A 23,930-nucleotide genomic window follows, 5' to 3' on the forward strand; every position below is an offset into this window, starting at 1 on the left:
AGGGGGAAACGATGGAGAAAATAATGGAAGAGTCACAAGCCGGATTTTCGGTGAATGGGAAAGACATATTAAGAGGAGTTAACATTGCGATAGAAGAAGGAGCGGCTGTAGCGGTAACGGGGGCGAACGGCTCGGGGAAAAGCTCATTAATTAAACTGTTAGCTGGCATATGTGAACCGCAGACGGGAAAGATCCACCGGAACTTTAACTCGCATGCGTACGTGCCGGAGCACTTCCCGGAACATCTTCCGTTTACGATAAAAAAGTATTTAGATTTACTCAGGGAGATGAGCGGCGGCCGAAAGAAAGAAGAGGTCAGTCACTACACAACATTGTTCGGGCTCGATTCTTTTTTAGACGTACCTTTAAAAAAATGCTCGAAAGGGACGAAACAAAAAGCGGGCTTTATCCAGGCACTTCTCAAAGAGGCGGACGTGCTTTTTCTCGACGAACCATTTACCGGTCTCGATGAAAATGCCGTCCAGTCAGCGGTCGACTTGCTGCTGGAGCGAAGAGGACGGAAGACGATGGTGTTTACATTGCATGAATTCGCGCTCGTTCAGCAGCTGGCGACACACATGGCTGTGATCGAAGAAGGCCGGCTCGTTTCGTTTTCAGCTGTTCAGAAGAAAAGCGGTATCATGCTTATTACATGCCAGTTTTCCGCACCGCTGCCGGAAAACGTGCTGCAGGCAGACAAATTAGCAGAACGCACATACCGACTGACTGTGCAGAAGGGTGAGTCAGACAAAGTGCTTAGACAGATCCTTAGAAACGGCGGACATATTATAGAAGTGAGAGCGGGGGAAGCACAATGAAATCATTTATTCATTATCAGCTGCTGTCCTTATTCCATTCATTAAAGTGGATGCCGCCCGCCATGTTATACATCGCCTGGATTTTCACCCAGTACTATTACAAAAATTTGCCGATGGCTGACAGCTATTCAATCTCAGCCGTCGTTCTCTATCCGATCATCGTCTGGAACGCTATGAGCGTATTCAATCTAGAAAAAGGCAGCGAAAAACTAATGTTGCTGTCGTACATGCCAAAGAGACAGCACTTTCTATACGGAAAAATCATCGTCGTTTTTCTAGCCGGAGCAGCTCTCGCCGCCATTTCATTTTTCATGCCACTCCTGCTCGGCATATTCAACGAACCGCTCACGATCCAGCACATTGTTCATTTCATGTATGGACACGTGGTTTTCATTCTTTTCGGTATTTTCACAGGCGGCCTCTTCAGCGCGACCAATATGGGCGGAAAAAAATACTCATGGAGCGGCAGCGCTTTCTTCGTCTGCGCCGCCATCGTCAGCACAAAAATCATGGACGTGCTGCCAGTAGCTTTGAAATGGATCGTATGGAGTCTTCCACCCGTCGGCACCGTCACCAATATAATGAAAGAAGGGATCACTGCGCACCCGGGGAAAAACATCTGGATCGCCGTTTACTTGATCATTGGCTTTATGGTGCTAATAAAGCTATTTTTAACAAGAGAAAAAGTGAACTAACAACCTGAAAGAAATCTTTTCTAAAAAAACAAAATAACCGTTGACAACTTCCAACATATTTCGTAGAATAATAATTGTCAGTTAAACGATTCCTTAGCTCAGCTGGGAGAGCGCTACCTTGACAGGGTAGAGGTCGCTGGTTCGAACCCAGTAGGAATCATATTTTAACGAAAGCCTTGAACTCTTGTTTTATAAGAGTTCAAGGCTTTTTTTGTTTTATTCTTTTATCCCCGCTTTAGTCTTGTGTTCAAATGCCTTCCTTCCATATCTTTGAGAAATAAGAAGTGATAAATTGATTCACCTTAATTATCTACCATATTTGGAAATATCCGCTATACCGGATTGAGTAATGCAGATATTTCCAAAAAGGGTCAAAAGGAGAGGAATCTATTTATGAAAAAGATCAAACGTATTCTTGCAGTAGGCATAATAGCAGGAGGATTGTTTGCACCAAGTCTGACATCTGCAAATGCGGCTAATTTTACGATGCCTGTTTTCTTTGATGTATCCGATCGTTATAGGGATGCCGTCGCATACTCATGGTACAATAATATCGCAAAAGGGATAAGCCAAGTACAGTTCAGTATCGCTCAACCGCTTAAACGTGTAGATGGAGCTATAATGATTGCGAGAAGTATTGACATGGATATTCCAGCGACATGGGAAACACCATTTGCAGATCTTCCAGAACGCGCGATTACAGCTGTATCGGCTCTTCATGAAGCAAAGATTATCAATGGTAAAACAGCAACATCATTTGCTCCTAATGAAACGATGACACGAGGTGAATTGGCTCTTATTCTATCAAAAGCATATAATCTGCCACCAACAACTGAAAAAAGTCCCTTTACGGATGTGACAGACAGATATGAAGATGCAGTCAACCGACTCGTAGCGTCTGGCATTGTACAAGGGAAGTCACCAAATCGTTTCGGTGTTCAAGACACTTTGAAGAGGGGAGAATTAGTGATAATGCTCTATAAGGCAGAACCACTGCTGAAACAAAAATCTCCTTACGGTGAATTGCCTTTTTCAGATGGAGGATTGACTCTAAAATTAGATGAAACAAGTTACAGCGAATCGGAAGGAAAGCAGCTGAAACTGACAGTTAAAAATATGAGCAAATTAACCTATCATTTTGAATATAATTTTCCGTTGGAAGTAAAGAAAGAAGGATCATGGTATAAGGTGCCGTTCAATAAAGATATAGTTCCTCCAGCTATTATGAACGAAACACGACCAGCTGAAAGTTATGAACACATAATCTACGGTTATACTTACAAATCGAAGCTTGAAAAAGGCGAATATAGATTGGTCCAGAATTTCTGGCAAGAAGATGGAACGAAAATGACTTTAGCTATTCCGTTCGAAGTAACTGAATAAATTTGTAATCAGATTGTTTACAAACATCTCAAAAGAAAGATGCTAACAGGATTTTCCGTGTCCTGTTAGCAGAAATGGAGATCATTACTGTCATCCTTTCTTAATGAACAGTATCAGCATTTTACCAATTTTTTATCCTTTTGTTCTGTCTTATTAAGAAGGTTTGGAAATCCTCTTCAAGTCTTTTTAAGGCTCTTGCATAAGCTGCGTTTCTTTCTCTTCCCAATCAAGATTTTGGAGGATGCGTTGCCAGTAAATGTTCCCTTTAGTGGCATAAGACTTTGCCGTTTCTCTCCATAAGAATGCTTCAGCTTCTTCTAAAACAATAAAAGATCTGCTTTGTATTTTAAAATGGGGCATCCCATCCTCTTGAATCAAATTATATATAGTTGCAGGACTAGTTCGGAAATATTCCGCTGCTTCTTTTACTGTGAAGACTGTTCTTCCGTAATAACGAGTTTTTTCTTTTTTAGCCTCTGTCCTTAAATCATTAGAGAATTTATCAAGTTCTTCCCTGACTATCTCCCTGAGAATATCCTCTATCAATTTAGACCCTCCCTTATTTTTTTCAAAATTAATAACTTCTGATTGGACTTTCGAGACATTCCAATTTTTATCTGGATCCGTCCATCCAAACTTCTTGTATTCAGCAACCGTTTCCTTTATTTCGTTTTTTTCAAATAATAACCGTCCTTTTACTTTTAAATGAGGCATGGCTCTTGCGTATGTTAATTGACGTAATATGGAAGAACTGATTCCGGTAGCACAGGCAACCTCTTTCATAGTCATATATCTCTTTGAGATAGGGTTATTCGTCTCAGAAATCCGGTTCTTTAGTTGAACAAGTTCTTCATGAATAATCTTGTTTAAAAGTGTTTCAAAGGATTTCAAAGGATATATTAATAGCATTATTTTCCATACTGCACCTCTGATAAGATTCATATATATCTTTATTATAAAATAAATAGCAGAACACTGGTTCCTAAATATGTGGTTATTTTTAAATATTCTGTATAGTATGAGGAGGTAGTAATTCATACTCCCGAGGTTAAATGATGATTTGAGAAAAAATATACCGGCATGACTCCCCATGTAGGTGTGACAATAGCACCTATACTGAAGTAGGAGAGATGGACAACTGGAATAGACGGCGAGAATATAGAATAATGAACTGTCCTGAATACGCACAACGGGAACGAATTGAGGAAGAACAAAGAAAAGGGCAGCAGGCCAAGAAGGAATTACATTTAAAGGAACTTTCTGAGGCTATCAGAACATCTTTTGAAGGTAGCTATATGAATAACTGGGTTTCTTGTTTTAGATCAATTAGAAGTAAGAGAGAGGCTTGGAAATTGACTAGTAGCATAGGTGTGGAAAATAGTAGTCTTTCATCTTTGCATAATTTGAAATATTTCTTTTACTTCTTTTGGGGATTTATCGTCTGAATCTGCAATTTCATTTAAGTTAGGTTTATTATACATTAAGCCAGGATGATTTAAATATGCATTTAAGGTTATGGATCTGTCCGTTGTTATTCCTAACTTTAAAAAGTAGCGGGTAAGGTTTTGAGGTATTTCGAGTGGGTTTAAATACAACATTATTGTGTTAATTCTCCTTACTTTGTCTTCAGTCAACCAATCAAATTAAGATAAGGATCTCTTGCTATTTAACTTACAATGGATTCGTAAAACTAGACACGAAATGAGAAGATTTTTCAAGAGATTGACACCCACGAAAGGAGTAAAGAAATTTTAAAAAAAATGTAATAATTCTAAAAGTAATTTTTATCCTTTTCTCTTATACTTGAAGTACTAACAGTTTTGCTATAACGAAAGGAGAATATAAATGAAGACAAAGATTAAGGGAAGATACGTCATTGGCTACGACGGTTACGACCATGTCATACTAGAAAATGCGGAGGTCGTTTATGAAAATGAAACGATTCTCTATGTTGGGAACAGTTATCCTGAAGAAGTGGATGAGGTGATGGACGCTGGTAACGCTGTCATTAGTCCAGGGTTTATCGATTTAAATGCCTTAGGAGATATTGATCACGATATTTTACATTTGGAAGCTAGTGCGAACAGACAGAAAAACCTGCTTTGGTCAGAGCAATATGTTGAAAATGGACATCATGAAGTAATGACGGAGGAAGAAGAAGCCTTTAAATCCCTATATGCATATTCACAGCTCATTCTGCATGGGGTTACAACCGCGATGCCTATTACTTCCGCTTTTTATAAAAAATGGGCCGAAACGTATGAAGAGCTAGCCTTCGCAGCAAAACACGCAGCAGACTTAGGATTAAGAATTTATTTAGGGCCAAGTTATCAATCTGGGGTCAGAGTCGTCCAGCCAGATGGAAATATAAAGCTTTACTGGGATGAGGAAGCTGGGAGGGAAGGTTTACAAAGAGCTGTAAGGTTTGTAGAGGAATTTGATGGGACACACAATGGATTGATAAGAGGGATGCTCGCTCCAGAACGGATTGAGTGTCAAACGGAAGTAAGTCTGACACAGACAAAATATTTTAGTGAAAAATTAGGTGTGCCAATCAAACTACATGCTGCACAAGGAAGCTTTGAATATCATACAATCGTTCATACACATGGTGTTACTCCTATTCGATACTTGTACGACCTTGGTTTCTTAGGTCCAAAAACAGGAATACCGCATGCCTATTTTATATCCGAATATAGTGAAGCACGAACCGGTGAGGGAAACGATTTGGCACTTCTAAAAGAAACCAATACTACTGTGATTCATTGCCCTCTAATTATTGGAAGACATGGCCAGGCTTTAGAATCCTTTGCGAAATATAAAAGGGGCGGAATCAATCTAGCATTGGGAACAGATACATTTCCTCCAGATATGTTCCAGAATATCAGAACAGGCAGCATACTTTCACGACTAATTGATAAAGAAGTAGATGACTCAACTTACGCTGATTTTTACCGATCAGCCACATTGGGTGCCGCTAAATTTCTTGGAAGGGACGATCTAGGCCGACTTGCTGCAGGGGCGAAAGCAGATATTATTGCGATTGACTTAGATGGGTTTCATATGGGTGTTTTAGATGACCCTATTCGAACAATGGTCGTTAGCGGAAGCGGAAGAGATGTGAAATTGTCGATCATTAATGGCCGGGTAGTAATGAATAACCGAAAAATACCTAATGTTGATTTAGATGAAATCAAATCTAAGGGACAGAAATATTTTGAAAAAATGAGAAAGGGATATATGGAGAGAGACTATCAGCAGCTTCCTGAGAATGATTTGCTACCGCCTTCTTTTAAGATTGTTGATACAATCCATACGGAAAAGTAAGTGTTTTTTTAGGAAGTAAAAATAGTGACAAAACTAGTAAAGATATTACAAATAATATAATCAGAATATTTAATATAATTAGATAGAGGCCTAGGGTTTTTAAATAAAAAGCAGGGGGTTCGAGTCTATGAGGATAAAAAGAGGGGTTGGAAGATGGATTCTAGTCATGGTGATGGCAATCCTGATGACTGGTTGTTCTACAAATCAGGACGTAAGTACAATGGGAAGTGGCAGTGACAAAGCATCCAAATATGGAGGGACTTTAGTTATTACACGTTTGTCAGACGCTGAAAATTTAGATCATCATTTTATGTCTACCATCAATGCGGCAAGTGTTACTCATAGAAAAATTTATGAGGGCTTAGTAGGACGAGATAAAAATGCCGAAATCCAGCCTTTGTTGGCAGAATCGTGGAAACAGTTAAACGATACAACCTGGGAATTTAAACTTAGAGAAGACGTTACATTTCATGATGGAACACCTTTTAATGCGAATGCTGTAAAAGCGACATTTAATAGACTATTAGATCCGAAGGTAGCCTCTCCAAGAGCGGTTGTATTTGAAATGGTAAAAGAAGTGAAAATAGTCGATGATTATACCGTTCAATTCATATTAACAAAACCGTTTTCACCTTTACTTTCTATTCTTGCGGGTCATGAAGGCGGGATTATCAATCCAAAGGCGATTGAGAAATACGGTAAAAAAATGATTCAAGAACCTAATGGAACGGGTCCTTTTGTGTTCGAATCCTGGACTCCGGGCCAAGAAATTAATCTTAGTAAAAATGATAACTACTGGGGAACGGCACCTAAAGTAGACAAAGTCGTTTTCAAGGTAGTACCTGAAGAAACGACAAGAATTGCCATGCTTGAAACAGGGGAAGCCCATATTGCTGAACCTCTTTCTATAGCTCTGATGGATACGGTAGAAACATCAGCAACTGTGGATGTTTACCGCAGTGAAGGTTTTGGTACAGAATACATTGGCTTTAATGTACAAAAGAAACCATTTAATGATGTGCGGGTACGTAAAGCGATCTCTCATGCCGTTGAAATGGAGTCCATTATTGAAGGCGTTTTCAATAATGTCGGAAAAAAATCAAATTCGTTAATGGGGCCCAAGGTGTTAGGATACCATGAGGGATTGAAAGCCTATGATTATAATCTCAATGCAGCAAAGAAATTGCTTGCTGAAGCGGGTTATCCAAATGGATTTGAAACAACATTGATCACAATGGATAATAAAGAAAGGGCAAATCTGGCAGAAGTACTTCAATCACAGTTAAAAGGCATCGGGATTAACGTAAAAGTACAGGTCATGGAGCTTGGTACATTTGCTGAGCAACTCAATAAAGGCGACTCAGAAATGTTTATTTACAGTTGGAGAAATGCAACGGGTGATGCGGATTATAATCAATATAATCTTTTCCATACAAACTCTCATGGTCCGACAGGTAACACATTCTTCTATAGCAATAAAGAGGTAGATCGCTTAATAGAGGCTGCCCGTAGTGAAAAGGATGAAGCAAAACGTATAGAACTATATGCAAAGGCACAAGAAATAGAAATGGAAGATGCCGTATATATTCCGGTCCGAGTCATTGAAAATATGGCTGCTGTTGCAAAAGGCGTAGAAGGCTTTTCAATGAGCCCTTCCGGCTATTTAGAAATCAATGATGTTTCAATAAAGTAATGGCTTACTATAAGAGGGATAACCTATTTGGATAAGCTCTTTTATCTTGTTTAAAGGGTGTCTGGGGGACTTGTATCCCGGCTTCAAGTATAATTGGCCGCTGTGAAATCGAAAAAAAGCGTCCTAGTATCCATTCCAACTAGTACACAACTGTACGCTTCATTGAAATTCAAGCTGCGTATAAGGCCCTCTGTCTGAGTGAGGTATTACTTCCAAATGCCAAATGGGCACTTTTTTTAAAGAAGTCAAAATGGTGAAAGAAATAGCGAAAACACAGGAGTTTTAGTAATTAGAAAATTTATTATGATTTGAAAAATATATAGATTTTTCAAATGAAAAGCAGGGGGTAAATAGTCTATGGAGGTACAAAGAGGGGTTGGAAGATGGTTGCTAGTCATGGTGATGGCGATCCTGATGACTGGCTGTTCTACAAATCAGGACGTAAGTACAATGGGAAGTGGCAGTGACAAAGCATCCAAAGATGGAGGGACTTTAGTTATTACACGTTTGTCAGACGCCGAAAATTTAGATCATCATTTTATGTCTACCATCAATGCGGCAAGTGTTACTCATAGCAAAGTTTATGAGGGGTTAGTAGGACGAGATAAAAATGCCGAAATCCAGCCTTTGTTGGCAGAATCGTGGAAGCAATTGAATGATACGACATGGGAATTTAAACTTAGAGAAGACGTTACATTTCATGATGGAACACCTTTTAATGCGAATGCTGTGAAAGCAACATTTGATAGACTATTAGATCCGAAGGTAGCCTCTCCAAGAGCGGTTGTATTTGAAATGGTAAAAGAAGTGAAAATAGTCGATGATTATACCGTTCAATTCATATTAACAAAACCATTTTCGCCTTTACTTTCTATTCTTGCAGGTCATGAAGGCGGGATTATCAGTCCAAAGGCGATTGAGAAATATGGTAAAAAAATGATTCAAGAACCTAATGGAACGGGTCCTTTTGTTTTTGAATCCTGGACTCCGGGCCAAGAAATTAATCTTAGTAAAAACAAAAGTTATTGGGGAACTGCACCTAAAGTAGACAAAGTCGTTTTCAAGGTAGTACCTGAAGAAACGACAAGAATTGCCATGCTTGAAACAGGTGAAGCGCATATCGCTGAACCTCTTTCTGTAGCCATGATGGATACGGTAGAAGCATCATCTGCTGTGGAGGCATACCGCAGTGAAGGTTTCGGTACAGAATTTATTAGCTTTAATGTACAAAAGAAACCATTTAATGATGTGCGGGTACGTAAAGCGATCGCTCATGCTGTTGAAATGGATTCCATTATTGAAGGCGTTTTCAATAATGTCGGAAAAAAATCAAATTCGTTATTGGGATCAAAGGTTTTAGGATACCATGAGGGTCTGAAAGCCTATGATTATAATCTCAATGCAGCAAAGAAATTGCTTGCTGAAGCGGGTTACCCAAATGGATTTGAAACAACATTGATCACAATGGATAATAAAGAAAGGGCAAATCTGGCAGAAGTACTTCAATCACAGTTAAAAGGCATCGGGATTAACGTAAAAGTACAGGTCATGGAGTTTGGTACATTTATTGAGCAAATCAATAAAGGCAACACAGAAATGTTTATCTCCAGCTGGAGAAATGCAACGGGTGATGCGGATTATAATCAATATAATCTTTTCCATACAAACTCTCATGGCGCGGCAGGTAACACATTCTTCTACAGCAATAAAGAGGTAGATCGCTTAATAGAGGCTGCCCGTAGTGAAAAGGATGAAGCAAAACGTATAGAACTATATGCAAAGGCACAAGAAATAGAAATGGAAGATGCCGTATATATTCCGGTCCGAGTCATTGAAAATATGGCCGCTATTGCAAAAGGCGTAGAAGGCTTTTCAATGAGTCCTTCAGGTTATTTAGAAATCAATGATGTTTCAACAGAATAAACTGCTTACGATAAGAGGGATATCCTATTTGGATAAGCCCTTTTATCTTGTCATTTCAAATGAAAGGATGACTGGAAGTGAATGAAAGTTATTGGTTAAAGAATGCGCGTTTAGAATGTGGTTTTATGAGAGAGAATGGCAGAGTTACAGGAACAATAACTGATCTATATCATTTATTAATAGAGGCTGGAAAGGTCACGAAGATTGTCAAAGCGGGATCAGCTGTTTCCATCAGCTTACCTGTGAAAGACGCCCAAGGATTCCTGTTGCTGTCATCCTTTATCTAATCGATGCCAGCTGTTCTGCAGAAGCCAGTGCAAGACGATCAAAACGCCGGGCCGTATTTTTTTACAAGGGAAATATAACTTACGGTTAATTAAGCGGTCAATCTCAAACCATTAATCAGACAACATAGTTTTTCCAAAAGAGAGTTTAGAAGAACTTACTTAGGAATCAGAGTTCATTGCCCTGGTCCCTTTTCTGTTTAAATCTGCAAAGCGTAGATAGCTTTTCGTTAGGCAAAAATAAAACCAGAATGCATGAAGCAATCCGGCAGCTAATTGATTGGAATGGGAAAACTTTGTGAAATCAGATACGTTTAAAATGGGGACGGCTCAAGTGACTAAAATAGCTGAAATAAATGCTCTAGCTTCAGGCTTTGTTGGCAGCAAGTCGAAATTATGAGTTGTTCCGTCATCAAGGAGCATTTTGTTTAGTTCCCAAGAAATTCCCTGTATGATCTTTTAAAGGTATCAGCTCTATGAAGAAAGATTGATAAATGAAATAAACCAAACAAATGAAACTTGATATGGCAAAACTAACCCAAATGGCCATGAGATTTTCTAACATTGGTAAAGATACATATCCTCCCGCTGCTCCAATGAATGACGCTAAGGGAATGATAGAAGGAAGAACTTTTTTGCTAAGGATGATATAGAGTAACGGGACAATTAACGAAGCATAAATATTCCCAAAGAAAAACAATAAACCGAGCAAGTTTGGTTCGAGGAAACTTACGATTGTCAGTAAAAATATGCAAATCATTCCAGAAACAATGTAAGTGCAGTTCCATTTTTCTTTATTCGTTAAAGTACGAAATACTTCTATTATATTTTTTACAATTAATGTTGTCGTAGCATGCAATTCTGAACTAATAGCAGATGAAATGGCACTAAAACAAAAAAGAACAAATAAAATAATAAGCATCGTGGATTGAATTTTGTCGACCAGCTCAAAAAATAGGGAATAAATAGTATCATAGCTTCTTCCAAAAATAATAATCATCAATAAAGAAGATAATGCGAGCGGAATGGTTGCCCATACTAATCCAGCTAGAGTGAAGGCCATTTGTGCTTTTTCTTTTTGTATGATAAAAACTCTTTGCCAAGTGGCACGGTCAATCATAACTTGTCCAAAACCGATTAATATAACCGTTACAATAAACAAAAAGGCATCTGTATTGTTAATGTACAGTAAGTATGGGTGATAGAGCTTAATCCCTTCATAAACGGGATAAACGCCTTCTTGAATATAAAAATAGACTGGGATAATAATAACAGCTCCAAAAATTAGAGCTACATTTGCACCGGCCAGCTGATGAAGCCTTTGCATTCCACCGACTCCGCCGATAAAAAAGCAAATAAGTAAAAAAATCAGCATGCCAGTAAAAATAGGCAACGGAAAAATCATATGTAAAAGGATATGAGCTCCCATTGCTTGCAACAATAAGGAATCGATGCTAGTTAGAAGAAGGACGGAGATCATATACCAATAACCTGTAGGCGTTAACTTTTGCCTCAATACATCACCGATTGTATGATGACCAGGGTATTTTTTGTGGATTTTCTTTGCTAAAAACCCAAACAAAATAAGAGCAAAAGCCCCCATCAGCGAATAACCAATTCCTCCAGTTAGTCCATATTTTATTAATGTTTCCGGAGAGGAAAGAATGGTATTCCCTGTTACCCATCTTGCCAGTAAACTAATGATGCCAAAACCTACTCCAAGTTTAATTGTACCACTTATATAAATTTGATAATCTTTTCTCTTCAACGGAATGTCTCCTTTAAGCGATAATCGCGGGGAGATTGTCCGATTGTTTTGCGAAACATTTGGCTAAAATAATGCTGGCTGTTAAATCCGCATCTTTCTGAGATGGTACTGATGCTTAACTCTGGATGATCAACTAACATTTTTTGAGCAACTTGTAAACGAAAATCATTTAAGTATTCAGAAAATCCCATTCCGACTTCTTCTTGAAACTTCCTGCTTAAATAGGCAGAGTTTATATGAATTTTAGAAGCTAAATAGTTTAAGGTAAGCTTTTCATTGTATTCTTGTTGAATAATTTGTAAAGCTTTAATGATTTGTTCTGAGTATCTGCTTAATCGTTGATACTTGGCTAAGATCTCCATCAACTCTTCCTCAATCACAGGCTTCGTGATGTAATCAACAACCCCAAGTCTTATCGATGTTTGAGCGTATTCAAAATTTTGAAAAGCTGTAACCATAATAATATCCATTGTATAGGAACGAGATAGCTCCGCAGCTAGGTCGAGTCCTGATTTTCCCGGAAGCTGAATATCTAGAAAAGCAAGAAAGATGTCATGTTGTTTGACGATTTGCAAGGCCTGTGAGGCATCTAGAGCTTTGAAAAACTTACAAGTCGAGAACTTTTTTTGAATTAAATATTCAAGCTGTTCTAACTCAAGTGGCTCATCATCTACGAGTAAAATATTCATATGGACGATGCTCCTTTCTCCATCAATGACTTGATGACAAACGGAAAAATGGCTATAACGGTCGTACCGTCTTCTGAATTAGTTAATTGGACAGAAGTTTCATCATTGGGGAATAGAAGATCAAGCCTTTTTATAATATTCCCTAAACCAAGTCCTCCTTTACCAAGTTTCTCATCAAGGTGATCAGGTAAGTTGTTCCATACAGTTACATGTATTGCTTGTTCTATTTTTATGACTTCTATTTTTAATAAAGCATCACCTATCTTTTTTTCAAATGAGTGTTTAAAGGCATTTTCAACGAGAGTTTGAATTAAAAAAGGAATAATAACGGCTTTGTTTACCTTTGGATCGGTTGATATCTCGTATTGAAGTCGTTCTCTAAATCTTGTTTTTTGTATTTCTAGATAATAATTAATATAAGTCAGTTCCTCTTCAATGGTTATGAACGTATTATTCGTTTGATATTTAAATTTAAGCAGCTTGGAAAGTGTCTCAATGGAACGGATTAATTCTGTCTTTCGATCCAACCTTGCTAAACTTAAAATCGAATTTAATGTATTAAAAAAGAAATGCGGTTGTATTTCTTTGTTTAATTGATTATAAAGAGCCGTTTGCAACTCTCTTTCTAAGGCAATTTCTCGAGTTTGTTTTTCCAATAGATCAATTCGCTTTTCAAAAATGAACAGAAAAAGCAACGTGAATGCCCCTAAGACAGGGGCGAGCACACAAATCATAATGTAAATGGAGAAAGCATCAAGGGTGATCATTTTGCAAAATTCTCCTTTTAATGTACAAAAAGGGAGAAAATTTCATCTCCCTTTTTCAGTATACCATATTTTTAATGTTTGAAATATTCGGAAAAATATTTTTGGTAATTTATTGTGGCAGATTTTCTGCAATATGGCAACTAACAAAATGATTTCGATCCAATTCTTTCAAGGCAGGTTCCTCTGTCTTACACTTTTCCATCGCAAATGGGCAGCGCGTATGGAAACGACAACCGCTAGGGGGATTCATTGGTGATGGCACATCTCCCTTTAAAATGATACGCTCTCTTTTTAACGTTGGATCTAGAGTGGGAATGGAAGATAATAATGCCTGTGTATATGGATGGAGCGGTGAATCAAATAATGTTTTTTTCTCGGCGATTTCAACGACTTTCCCTAAATACATGACCATGACACGATCGGAAATATGTCTAACTACACTTAAATCATGTGAAATAAAAAGAAAGGTCAGCTGAAACTGCTTTTGCAGCTCTTTTAATAGATTAAGGATTTGAGCTTGAATCGAAACATCTAAAGCGGAAACGGCTTCGTCACAAATAATTAACTTTGGATTTACAGCAAGTGCTCTGGCAATCCCAATTCGCTGGCGCTGTCCGCCGCTAAATTCATGTGGATAGCGATCAAGTGATTCTGGAGGAAGTCCGACATAGCGGAGCAGTTCCAGCATTCTGTCCATTCTTTGTGGTTTAGCAACGACTTCTTGAATCGCCATCGCTTCATCTAAAATTTGCTTTACTGTTTGGCGGGGGTTAAGAGAAGCGAACGGGTCTTGGAAAATAACTTGTAAATCACCTCTAAGTTTACGCATTTCTTTTTTACTTAGTTCGAGAATGTTTTTCCCAGCAAAGAATATTTGACCATCTGTTGGCTCATCAAGCCTTAAAATCGCACGTCCTGTTGTTGATTTACCGCATCCTGATTCACCAACAATACTTAATGTCTCTCCTTCAAATAATTGAAACGAAACGTCGTCAACTGCTTTTACAAATGTTTTGGGTTTAAAAAGGGAGTCCGTTTTCACCTTAAAATATTGCTTTAAATGGTCCACTTCTAGTATGATTTTTTTCTCTGCAGTAGTTTCCATTTTAGACAACCTCCTCTTTTTTAATGGTACCTGTCCATTCGTCTGTATATTTCCAGCATCTTACCTTCACACCGTCATTTTGTTCAATGAGTTCTGGCTTATGAGATGTGCACATCTCTTCTTTGTAAGGACACCTTGAAGCGAAGCGGCAGCCTGATGGCATATTATAAGGACTTGGGATACTGCCCTCAATCGTTTTTAACTCGTCAACATCTTCATTAATTTTAGGTAATGAATCAAGCAAGCCTTGAGTATACGGGTGTTTTGGGTTAGCGAAAATTTGTTCTGTAGAGGCGTATTCAACAATATTGCCTGCATACATAACGGCTACTTTATCACATGTTTCCGCAACTACACCCAAATCATGGGTAATCATGATCACGCCCATACCTATCTTTGTTTGTAAGTCTTTAATGAGTTCTAATATTTGAGATTGGATCGTTACATCCAATGCCGTTGTTGGTTCATCAGCAATTAACACTTCTGGAGTACAGGCAAGGGCCATGGCGATCATCACACGCTGGCGCATACCTCCGCTTAATTGAAAGGGCTCCTGTTTGGCCCTTTTTTCGGGGGACGGGATTCCTACTAATCTCAGCATTTCAACGGATTTTTCCCATGCGGCTTTTTTTCCTAATTTTTGATGCAGCCTAATAGCTTCGGCAATTTGCTCTCCTACTGGTATCACGGGATTTAAGGAGGTCATAGGTTCCTGGAAGATCATCGATATTTCGTTTCCACGAATTTCTCTCATTTCACCCTCTGGCATTGTCACTAAATCTTTTCCTTTAAATAGAACTGAACCTCCGGCAATTTTTCCCGGAGGAGAAGGGATTAAGCGAAGAATAGAAAGGGATGTCATGCTTTTTCCGCAGCCGGATTCTCCAACAATCCCTAGAGTCTCACCTTTATGCAATGTAAAATCGATGCCATCAACTGCTTTACTCACACCGCGTTTAGTAGTGAAATGTGTTTTTAATCCTTTTACTTCTAAAATGGGTTTATTTTTTTCATTCACAATCCATCACCACCAATTTAATTTAATTCAATCCGTTTATTAAAAATTCGATAAAACACATCAACGAATAAGTTCACCACTACGAAGATAAGGGAGGCAAATAATACGCCACCTTGAACCATTGGCAAATCCCTCGTCCGAATCGCATCAACAATCATTCTGCCTAGGCCATTAATCGCAAAAATGGATTCAACAAGAACTGTTCCGCCAAGCAAAGCGCCAAACTGTAATCCAACAACGGTAATAACAGGTATTAATGCATTTCTTAAAGCATGTTTATAAATGATAATGTGTTCACGGAGCCCTTTTGCACGTGCTGTTCGTATATAGTCTTGGCGAATAACTTCTAACATACTTGATCTTGTCATACGGGCAACAATCGCAGCTCCTCCTGCGCCTAAAGTGACGGCTGGCAAGATCACATGTAACAGACTATCCCATCCTGCAACAGGAAGAATTTGCAGTTTTACTGAGAAGAAATACATTAGCATTAAACCAAGCCAGAAGCTTGGTAATGAAATTCCAAGCAGAGCAACGAGCATTACACTAACATCTGTAAGGGAATATGGTTTGACAGCTGAAATGATTCCTGCAGTCATTCCTAGAACAACTGTGATGATGATACTGAAAAAAGCGAGTTCTATCGTAATCGGCAATCTAACTAAAATTTCATCCAACACAGGCTGACTATTCTTTAGTGAAACACCTAAATCCCCTTTGAAAACATTCATTAAGTATTCAAAATACTGGATATATAAAGGTTGATTTAATCCAAGCTGTTCACGAACTGCTTCAATTGCTTCTTTTGAAGCGCCTTCACCTGCAAGCAAAACTGCCGGGTCACCAGGGACAAGCTGCATAATAAAGAAAACAACAAATGTTACTCCAATAATAACTGGGACTATTTGCAAAATACGACGAAGAATAAACATTAACATCGACTGAAACCTCCTCTTGATCTATTTTTACTTCTTCATTCTTGGATCAAACGCATCTCGTAATCCATCTCCGAAGATATTAAAACCTAAAACTAAAATAGAAATAGCCAAGCCAGGAAATAAGGCAACATATGGTGCTGAGAACAAGAAATCTCTACCAATGCTTAACATCGTTCCCCACTCTGGAGAAGGAGGTTGTGCACCAAGCCCAAGGAAGGATAACCCGGCTGCCGAGAGAATAGCAGTAGCAAGACGCAGCGTTCCCTGGACAATAATAGGTGAAAGAATATTGGGGAAAATATGTTTGAAAATAATGGTTAAGTCATTAGCCCCGAGTGAACGGATGGCATCAATATACTCAAGGCGCTTTACTTCTAAAGTAGATCCGCGAACAATCCTTGCAAATAAAGGAACAGAGAAAGCTCCAACAGCTATCGTAACATTGATAAGACTTGGGCCTAGAGCAGCTATTATTGCAAGCGCTAACAAAATTCCTGGGAATGCAAGCATTATATCCATCATTCTCATAATGATGGAGTCGACCCATTTTCCATAATAGCCAGCGACTAGTCCGAAAATAATTCCAAAAAATGCTCCGAACAATACGGCGGCAAATCCCACTCCCATTGATAGCCTTGAACCATATAGAATTCGGCTTAAAATATCTCTTCCTTTATCATCAGTTCCCAGCCAATGGTCTGCAGATGGAGGCATTAATTTATTTTCTAAATGAATATCATAAGGACTATATGGAGCAAGCAGCGGGGCGAACAAGGCAATAAAAATATAGAAAAGAATGATGATGCCCCCAACCATTGCTGCTTTATTGATCATTAATATAGAGAGGAAGTCTTTCAGTTTAGATTCCTTTGGGTTACTAATAGATTGTGTGATAACCGTAGGCTGTTCCGTTTTTACTTCAACTGACATCTTATTTCCCTCCTAAAAAGTTTTTTGTATAGCTTGAATAGGACAATCGGTATGAAAACGGCTCCTCCTTTCAAAAGGTGGGATGGTATAAAATGAATAGCGTTTTATTAAAGTTATCAAAATTTATTATAAAGTAAATGTTTTTTTTTATAATTGTCAAAATATTTAAAAAACAGGTAAATATTCTGTAAATATCCCTATTCATCATCTTCTATAATGAAAATAAGCAAGAGTGGAGGGAGGGTGAAGGATCGTTTTATCCCGCATTAACTCGCAGTAAGACCCCCACTGTTGGAAGTTTCACTTTATTTTGATGGGTGGAAAATACTTCAGTAGACTACTTGAAGGGACATGAGAGCTACCAGGGCGAACAACCAAATGTTGATCGTATTTTAATGGCTTTTGATTAAACTAGCTAACTGGATCATGCTTAGTAAAATAATCAAAAAAGGAAAGTACTTTTCCTTTTTAAAACATAGGAGGAATTTGAATGACTACTCTTTGGATCACGAACGTTCGCTTAGAAAAAGGCTTCATATACGAAAATGATCGAATTACCGGTACCGAAACAGAAATTTGCCACTTGAAAATCAAAGGTGGAAAAATTATAGAAATTACCTGTGAAGCGCCGGAATCCGCTGACAATCAGTTCGATGCCCAGCATCATCTTTTACTTCCTTCATTAAAAGATATGCATATTCATATTGATAAAACTTACTACGGTGGGCCATGGAAAGCTTGTACGCCAATGACAAAAGGAATTTTTACTAGAATAGAAGAGGAAAGAGAGATTCTTCCAAAGCTTTTGCCAACCGCACAAGAACGTGCTGAAAAAATGATTGAACTGTATTTAAAAAATGGCCATACGCATATACGCACTCATTGCAATGTCGATCCCGTGGTCGGACTGAAAAACTTAGAGGCTACTGTGAATGCCTTGAAAAAATATGAAGGTGTTCTTACTTATGAAATCGTGGTCTTTCCGCAACACGGTCTGCTTAGAAGTGACTCTGTGCAGCTAATCCGTGATGCGATGAAAAATGGGGCCACTTTGGTTGGCGGAGTTGACCCAGCTACGGTAGATCGAAATATTGAAAAGTCATTACACACGATTTTTGAAATTGCTGTTGAAAACAACAAAGGCGTAGATATCCACCTTCATGACCCGGACACTTTAGGTGCTTTTACGTTTGAGAGAATGGTTCATTATACGAAGGAAGCGGGTCTTAAAGGAAGAGCAACGATTAGCCATGGGATTGCTTTAGGTGATCTGCAAGGAAAAGAACTTTCCGAAATGACAGAGATTTTAAAAGATCAAGAAATCGATGTAACGACTACGATTCCAATTAATCGTCCAACGATTCCAGTTCCAGCGCTTGACAAATTAGGAATTTCAGTATCAGTAGGGCATGATAGTATTACGGATCATTGGTCTCCATTTGGGACAGGAAATACAATCCGAAAGCTGGGAGTTCTTGCAGAAAGATTCCGGATGATTGATGAATATTCCTTATCTTCTGTTCTAAAATACGCTACTGGCGGCATTACACCATTAAATGAAGCTGGTGAAAGAGTTTGGCCTAAGGTTGGTGATGATGCCACAATGATATTGGTCAATGCTACTTGTTCAGCAGAAGCTATTGCAAGACGGGCAACTGTAGAATCGTTGTTCTTTAAAGGGAAAAAGGTTGAAAGCAAATTAAAAGAAACGGATACCGTAAGAGTATAAATTTTTTAACAAGCAGAGGGGGAAATAAAATGTCAACTCCATATTGGTTAACAAATGTTCAGTTAGAAACGGGATACCTTCAAGATGAAAAAGGGGCTTACACAACAAAAACTGAGCTATATCATTTGAAAATTCAAGATGGAAAAATTATAGAAAAACAAAATCAAAACTTTGAGATTCCACAAGGTAAAAGAAAAGTGGACGGTAAAGGATTTTTAGCCGTTCCAACTTTTAAAGAAATGCATAATCATTTGGATAAAACCTATCTGTCTCTTGAATGGAAGGCCTGCAAACCAGCAAAAAATTTAGAGGAACGGTTACGTTATGAAGCGATGGAGCTGGAAGAATTAGCTCCGACAGCGAAGCAACGAGCAAGCAAAATGATTGAACTCATCTTGTCAAAGGGCTCAACTCATATACGCACCCATGTAAATATTGATCCATATATCGGCTTGAAAAACTTAGAAGGTGTACATGCAGCGCTTGAGGATTACTCTGATAAGTTAACTTACGAAATTGTTGCCTTCCCGCAGCATGGTCTATTAAGGGAAAATGTGATTCCGCTTATGAAAGAAGCGATGAGATCTGGGGCTCACATTGTCGGCGGACTGGATCCCGCTGGAATTGACCGTAATATCGAGAAATCACTTTATGAAATGATGAACCTGGCCACAGAGTTTGATGCAGATGTCGATATTCATTTACATGATGGCGGACATGTTGGGTTTTATACCATTGATAAATTAGCAGAAATGGTGGAGGAGGCCAATTGGCAGAACCGCGCTGCTGTAAGTCATGCTTTTAGTTTAGGCGAAGTGCCTCAGCCACAAGCAGAAGAGATCGCTGACAAGTTAAGCGAACTCGGAATGTCGATTATGTCTACGATTCCAATTATAAAATCACTTCCGCCAATTGACCTTTTAGACCGAAAAGGGGTAAATGTTTATTTAGGCTGTGACGGTTTCTATGATTGTTGGGGACCATTTGGCAATGGAGATGTATTGGAAAAGGTAACAAGATACGGAGAGGTTTATCGGAAAAGTGATGAACATTCATTAGCTCAATCGCTAAAATGGGCGACAGGTGGGCTGACTCCATTAAATAAAGAAGGTGAGGTAGCATGGCCACTCGAGGGGGATGATGCGAATTTAGTCCTTGTCAATGCATCTTGTTCAGCGGAAGCGGTAGCCAGAACGCCAAAACGAGAAGCGGTTATCTTTAAAGGGAAAGTGGTAGCGGGAGAATTAGCATAAGGTGTTATAAGGAAGCTCGAATTGGGCTTCCTTGCTAGTTTATGTCATTTTTGGCGGGATGGCAATCTGGGCGATTAAATTGGCCGGAGGGATTACGCCGATTCTCCAATATATGTCCAAAGAGATTGAAGGAAACAGCATAATCGTTTTCCTTGCTTGTGTAAGTGCCATATTGGCAACATGGGCTGCACCGATCGTAAGTGTTTCTGACTTTACAAGGGAAGCCCGCTCGCAAAGAGACCAAATAAGTGGACAAATTGCCGGAATTGTCATTACGTATTTATTATTTGCGATTGCAAGTATCTCAGTCATCGTTGGTTCGGAAGTTGCTTTTGGCACACCGATATGGAATGTACTAGACGTAGTTGAACGTTTTGATAATAAATTTGCCATTGCTCTTTCCGTATTAACCATTTGTTTAACAACATTATCTGTAAATGTTACTGGTGATATTGTTCCAGCAGGCTATCAATTATTATCGCTATTCCCGAAAAGGGTTAACTTCAAAACAGGTGCTTTATTGGCTGCTGTCGCCGGTTTTATCATTATGCCGTGGAAGTTAATGGAGAGTACTACTAGCATTTTCATATTTTTAAATATTATCGGTGGTCTATTGAGTCCCGTAGCTGGTGTTATGCTTGCCCATTACTATGTTATCGCAAAAAGAGAGCTTAATGTGAAAGAGTTATACTCCGTTAATGGACAGTATAATTACAAAAACGGTTTTCATACGCCTGCTTTGATTGCCACTGTGATTGCGGGAGTTATTAGTTTAATAGGCCAGTTCGTCCCTGCCTTCAAACCATTATATGACCTGTCCTGGTTTTCAGGTACGATACTCGCATTCAGTATATATATTGTTCTTGTTAATAAGGGACTACTCGCTTCTGTAAAAGTACAGAAACAGGAAAATTCAGTTAATGAAGCTTGATCATTCCATCGTGAAATAGATTCACAACAAAAATAATCGGAAAATTATTATTGTTCAAACAATATATTTGGAGGAGGAAAAAACATGAAGTATGATCTAGTTATTAAAGGCGGAAAAGTTGTTTTCAAGAATGAAATAAGATGCGTTGATATTGCCATTAAAGATGGAAAAATATCTGCTATTGCTGAAACGGTTGACGATGCAGCCGATCAGGTCGTAAGCGCTCAAGGACAATATGTAATGCCTGGTATGATCGATACTCATGTTCACATTTGTGAGCCCGGCCGCACAGAATGGGAAGGTTTTGTTACAGGAACAAAGGCATTGGCTGCAGGTGGCACAACAAGCTATGTAGATATGCCATTAAATGCACTGCCGGCAACAGTAGACAGGGAAACGCTGCAGTCAAAGTTAGAAGCTGCAAAAGGAAAGAACTATGTTGATTATGCATTATATGGCGGACTTGTTCCTGGTAATCTCGATCATCTTGAAGAGTTGTCTGAAGAAGGGGTCGTTGCTTACAAGTGCTTCATGTCAACTTGTGGTTCAGATATTCCGAACGATTTCACAAATGTAGATGACTACACTCTTTATGCGGGAATGAAGAAGCTGGCCGAGTTAGGGCATATGTTATCGATCCATGCGGAAAACGCGCTCATTACAGACCGCTTAGGTGAGGAAATGGTCAAGCAAGGCAAGATAACAGCTGCGGATTATGTTGCATCCCGTCCTGTGTTCACAGAGGTTGATGCCGTAAAACGGGCACTATATTTAGCGAAAGAAACAGGTTGTAAGCTTCATTTCGTACACATTAGCACGGCAGAGGCGGTAGAAGAAATTATTAAAGCCCGAAACGAAGGTCAAGATGTAACTGTTGAATCTTGTCCCCACTATTTTACGATTACAACTGCCCAATTCGAGAAAATTGGCCCGGTTGCAAAATGTTCACCCCCGCTGCGCAACGAAGAGGAACAAGAAAAGCTGTGGAACAAATTAATTGAAGGCAAGATTGATATGTTAACATCGGACCACTCGCCATGTCCGTTTGAAATGAAATATAGTGCCACAAATAACATTTTTGAAGTATGGGGAGGAATTACAGGCTGTCAAAATAACGTTGATTTAATGTTTGATGAGGCAGTTTTAAAACGCAATGTCCCAGTAACTGACTTTGTACGCATGATTGCTACGAATCCTGCTGAACGGTTCAATATGCGTAATAAAGGGGAAATCGCCATATCAAAAGATGCCGATATCATCCTTGTTGATGCCAGCCAGTCTTATGTAGTTAAGAAAGAGGACCTTTATTACCGCCATCAACATAGCCCGTACATTGGAAGAAAGATTAATTGCCGTGTAACAAAAACATTTGTGCGCGGGAATCTTGTCTTTGATGTAAATCAAGGAATTATGGGCGATCCATTTGGTCAACTAGTCACATATAAAAAGGCAGAAGAAGCTGTAAAGCTCTAAAAACATTAAGTTTAAGTTACTCCTCTATCATTTGAGAGGAGTGGCCTAACTATTAATATGAACTGCGATTTTAATATGGGGGAGAAATTTGTGGCTGTATATATCGCTTCTGGGGTGGGCTCGTACCAAAAAATATTGAGAATATTAAGGAGCTTTATAAAATCGAGTAAATACGGAGCGATTAATAGTACTGTTCAAAAAGTTAATATGCTTTTATCGCTAATGGACAAAAACTAATAGTGTCATTGTCTATTAACGACAATGACTAACGAAGTGAAAACGCTTAAAATTTAAGTGAGAAACTTAATACATTCCAATTTAAGCTAATTATACCCGCAAAAACATTAGTAAGCTTTATGGGGATCAATGAAGGGGAATGATGAACATGGAAGACTTAGTTAAATGTGAAGGAAAGCTTGACATTGAACATTTAGCAGAAGAGATCGTCGATAAGCTCGAATGGTTAGGCGGTTTTGGAAAGGATCCAGCCGGAGGAGTGTCTCGCTTCCTCTATTCAAAAGAATGGGTGGATGCTCAACGGGCTTTAAAGCGCTGGATGGAAAGCGAAGGGCTTGATGTGCAATTTGATCAAATCGGGAATTTGAGCGGAACATTAAAGGGCACAAACATAAATGAAACGCTTCTTACTGGTTCCCACATTGATACCGTGAAAAATGGCGGGTTATATGATGGGCAATACGGAATCGTGGCAGGTGTTCTTGCGATAAAATATTTGAAGAAACAATATGGGCAACCGAAACGAAATCTTGAAATCGTATCTTTAGCAGAGGAAGAAGGCAGCCGGTTTCCTTATTGTTTCTGGGGTTCAAAAAATGTCGTCGGTATGGCAAACCGAGAAGATGTAGAAACCATTGCCGATTTTGAGGGTGTTCCTTTTGTTAGGGCGATGAAAGAATCGGGCTTTGCTTTTAGAGACGAATCAAACGCTCCGCGTCAAGATTTAAAAGCGTTTGTAGAAATCCATATTGAACAGGGAAATGTACTGGAGACTGAAAAAAAGTCTGTCGGTGTCGTATATAGCATTGTCGGGCAAAGACGTTTTACGATTGAAGTAACAGGCGAAGCGAACCACGCAGGAACAACGCCGATGGGCTATCGTAAGGATGCTGTCTATGCCGCTAGCCATATGATCTATGAAATAATCAGTTTAGCGAAGCAGCAAGGTGATCCGTTAGTTGCGACAGT

At 38.9% G+C, this 23,930-nt stretch carries 21 protein-coding genes and 1 tRNA gene; 14 read left to right on the forward strand and 8 right to left on the reverse strand.

Annotation, left to right across the window (positions count from 1 at the left end):
* Positions 1-11: 11 nt before the first annotated feature.
* From F9802_RS15800 to F9802_RS15815, 4 genes are all read left to right on the forward strand, one after another.
* Positions 12-818, forward strand: a complete 807-nt coding sequence (locus F9802_RS15800; RefSeq protein ID WP_152153699.1) for an ATP-binding cassette domain-containing protein — start codon at positions 12-14, stop codon at positions 816-818.
* The gene (locus F9802_RS15805) at positions 815-1,513 is read left to right on the forward strand and encodes a hypothetical protein (RefSeq protein WP_152153700.1); all 699 of its coding nucleotides are present in this window, start codon (positions 815-817) and stop codon (positions 1,511-1,513) included. Before F9802_RS15800 ends, F9802_RS15805 begins: the two co-directional genes overlap by 4 nt.
* 87 nt (positions 1,514-1,600) lie before the next feature.
* A tRNA-Val gene (locus tag F9802_RS15810) sits at positions 1,601-1,673 on the forward strand.
* Positions 1,674-1,906: 233 nt separating this feature from the next.
* Positions 1,907-2,896, forward strand: coding sequence for an S-layer homology domain-containing protein (locus F9802_RS15815; protein ID WP_152153702.1), 990 nt, complete (start codon positions 1,907-1,909; stop codon positions 2,894-2,896).
* A gap of 186 nt (positions 2,897-3,082) precedes the next feature.
* Here F9802_RS15815 and F9802_RS15820 read toward each other — a convergent pair whose 3' ends face one another.
* Positions 3,083-3,679, reverse strand: coding sequence for a helix-turn-helix domain-containing protein (locus F9802_RS15820; protein ID WP_191992015.1), 597 nt, complete (start codon positions 3,677-3,679; stop codon positions 3,083-3,085).
* Between the two features lie 347 nt (positions 3,680-4,026).
* Between F9802_RS15820 and F9802_RS15825 the strand changes: the two genes are divergently transcribed.
* The 5 genes from F9802_RS15825 to F9802_RS15845 all read left to right on the forward strand — a co-directional run bounded on the left by F9802_RS15825 (position 4,027) and on the right by F9802_RS15845 (position 10,126).
* Entirely contained in the window at positions 4,027-4,341 is a 315-nt protein-coding gene (locus tag F9802_RS15825) for a hypothetical protein (RefSeq protein WP_152153706.1), read from the forward strand.
* 400 nt (positions 4,342-4,741) lie between these two features.
* Entirely contained in the window at positions 4,742-6,223 is a 1,482-nt protein-coding gene (locus F9802_RS15830) for an amidohydrolase family protein (protein ID WP_152153708.1), read from the forward strand.
* Positions 6,224-6,350: 127 nt separating this feature from the next.
* On the forward strand, positions 6,351-7,916 hold the full coding sequence (locus tag F9802_RS15835) for a glutathione ABC transporter substrate-binding protein (protein ID WP_152153710.1): 1,566 nt from the start codon (positions 6,351-6,353) through the stop codon (positions 7,914-7,916).
* Between the two features lie 357 nt (positions 7,917-8,273).
* A complete protein-coding gene (locus F9802_RS15840; RefSeq protein WP_152153712.1) occupies positions 8,274-9,839 on the forward strand; it encodes a glutathione ABC transporter substrate-binding protein in 1,566 nt (521 codons plus the stop codon).
* A gap of 77 nt (positions 9,840-9,916) precedes the next feature.
* Positions 9,917-10,126: a hypothetical protein gene (locus F9802_RS15845; protein ID WP_152153714.1), complete on the forward strand. Its 210-nt coding sequence runs from the start codon at positions 9,917-9,919 to the stop codon at positions 10,124-10,126.
* Positions 10,127-10,535: 409 nt separating this feature from the next.
* Here the strand turns inward: F9802_RS15845 and F9802_RS15850 are convergent, their stop codons facing one another.
* From F9802_RS15850 to F9802_RS15880, 7 genes are all read right to left on the reverse strand, one after another.
* Entirely contained in the window at positions 10,536-11,891 is a 1,356-nt protein-coding gene (locus F9802_RS15850; protein ID WP_225435376.1) for an SLC5/6 family protein, read from the reverse strand.
* The gene (locus F9802_RS15855) at positions 11,888-12,580 is read right to left on the reverse strand and encodes a response regulator transcription factor (RefSeq protein WP_152153716.1); all 693 of its coding nucleotides are present in this window, start codon (positions 12,578-12,580) and stop codon (positions 11,888-11,890) included. Before F9802_RS15855 ends, F9802_RS15850 begins: the two co-directional genes overlap by 4 nt.
* Entirely contained in the window at positions 12,577-13,236 is a 660-nt protein-coding gene (locus F9802_RS15860) for a sensor histidine kinase (RefSeq protein ID WP_225435377.1), read from the reverse strand. The genes F9802_RS15855 and F9802_RS15860 overlap by 4 nt, the downstream gene beginning before the upstream one ends.
* Positions 13,237-13,456: 220 nt before the next feature.
* On the reverse strand, positions 13,457-14,452 hold the full coding sequence (locus F9802_RS15865) for an ABC transporter ATP-binding protein (RefSeq protein WP_152153719.1): 996 nt from the start codon (positions 14,450-14,452) through the stop codon (positions 13,457-13,459).
* Between the two features lies 1 nt (position 14,453).
* Positions 14,454-15,470, reverse strand: a complete 1,017-nt coding sequence (locus F9802_RS15870) for an ABC transporter ATP-binding protein (protein ID WP_152153721.1) — start codon at positions 15,468-15,470, stop codon at positions 14,454-14,456.
* 17 nt (positions 15,471-15,487) lie between these two features.
* Positions 15,488-16,408 (reverse strand): nickel ABC transporter permease, encoded by a 921-nt coding sequence (nikB, locus tag F9802_RS15875; protein ID WP_152153724.1) that lies wholly within the window; start codon positions 16,406-16,408, stop codon positions 15,488-15,490.
* 27 nt (positions 16,409-16,435) lie between these two features.
* Positions 16,436-17,338 (reverse strand): ABC transporter permease, encoded by a 903-nt coding sequence (locus F9802_RS15880; protein WP_152153726.1) that lies wholly within the window; start codon positions 17,336-17,338, stop codon positions 16,436-16,438.
* 490 nt (positions 17,339-17,828) lie between these two features.
* Between F9802_RS15880 and F9802_RS15885 the strand changes: the two genes are divergently transcribed.
* The 5 genes from F9802_RS15885 to F9802_RS15905 all read left to right on the forward strand — a co-directional run.
* On the forward strand, positions 17,829-19,067 hold the full coding sequence (locus tag F9802_RS15885) for an amidohydrolase family protein (protein WP_152153728.1): 1,239 nt from the start codon (positions 17,829-17,831) through the stop codon (positions 19,065-19,067).
* A 29-nt stretch (positions 19,068-19,096) separates the two neighbouring features.
* Positions 19,097-20,320, forward strand: a complete 1,224-nt coding sequence (locus F9802_RS15890; protein ID WP_152153730.1) for an amidohydrolase family protein — start codon at positions 19,097-19,099, stop codon at positions 20,318-20,320.
* A gap of 31 nt (positions 20,321-20,351) precedes the next feature.
* Positions 20,352-21,251, forward strand: a complete 900-nt coding sequence (locus F9802_RS15895; RefSeq protein WP_225435378.1) for a cytosine permease — start codon at positions 20,352-20,354, stop codon at positions 21,249-21,251.
* A gap of 84 nt (positions 21,252-21,335) precedes the next feature.
* Positions 21,336-22,724: an allantoinase AllB gene (gene allB / locus F9802_RS15900; protein WP_152153734.1), complete on the forward strand. Its 1,389-nt coding sequence runs from the start codon at positions 21,336-21,338 to the stop codon at positions 22,722-22,724.
* A 385-nt stretch (positions 22,725-23,109) separates the two neighbouring features.
* On the forward strand, positions 23,110-23,930 hold an 821-nt coding region (locus tag F9802_RS15905), incomplete at its 3' end, for a hydantoinase/carbamoylase family amidase (RefSeq protein ID WP_152153736.1).

The organism is Bacillus aerolatus (assembly GCF_009183655.1).
Classification (GTDB): Bacteria; Bacillota; Bacilli; order Bacillales; family Domibacillaceae; genus Pseudobacillus; species Pseudobacillus aerolatus.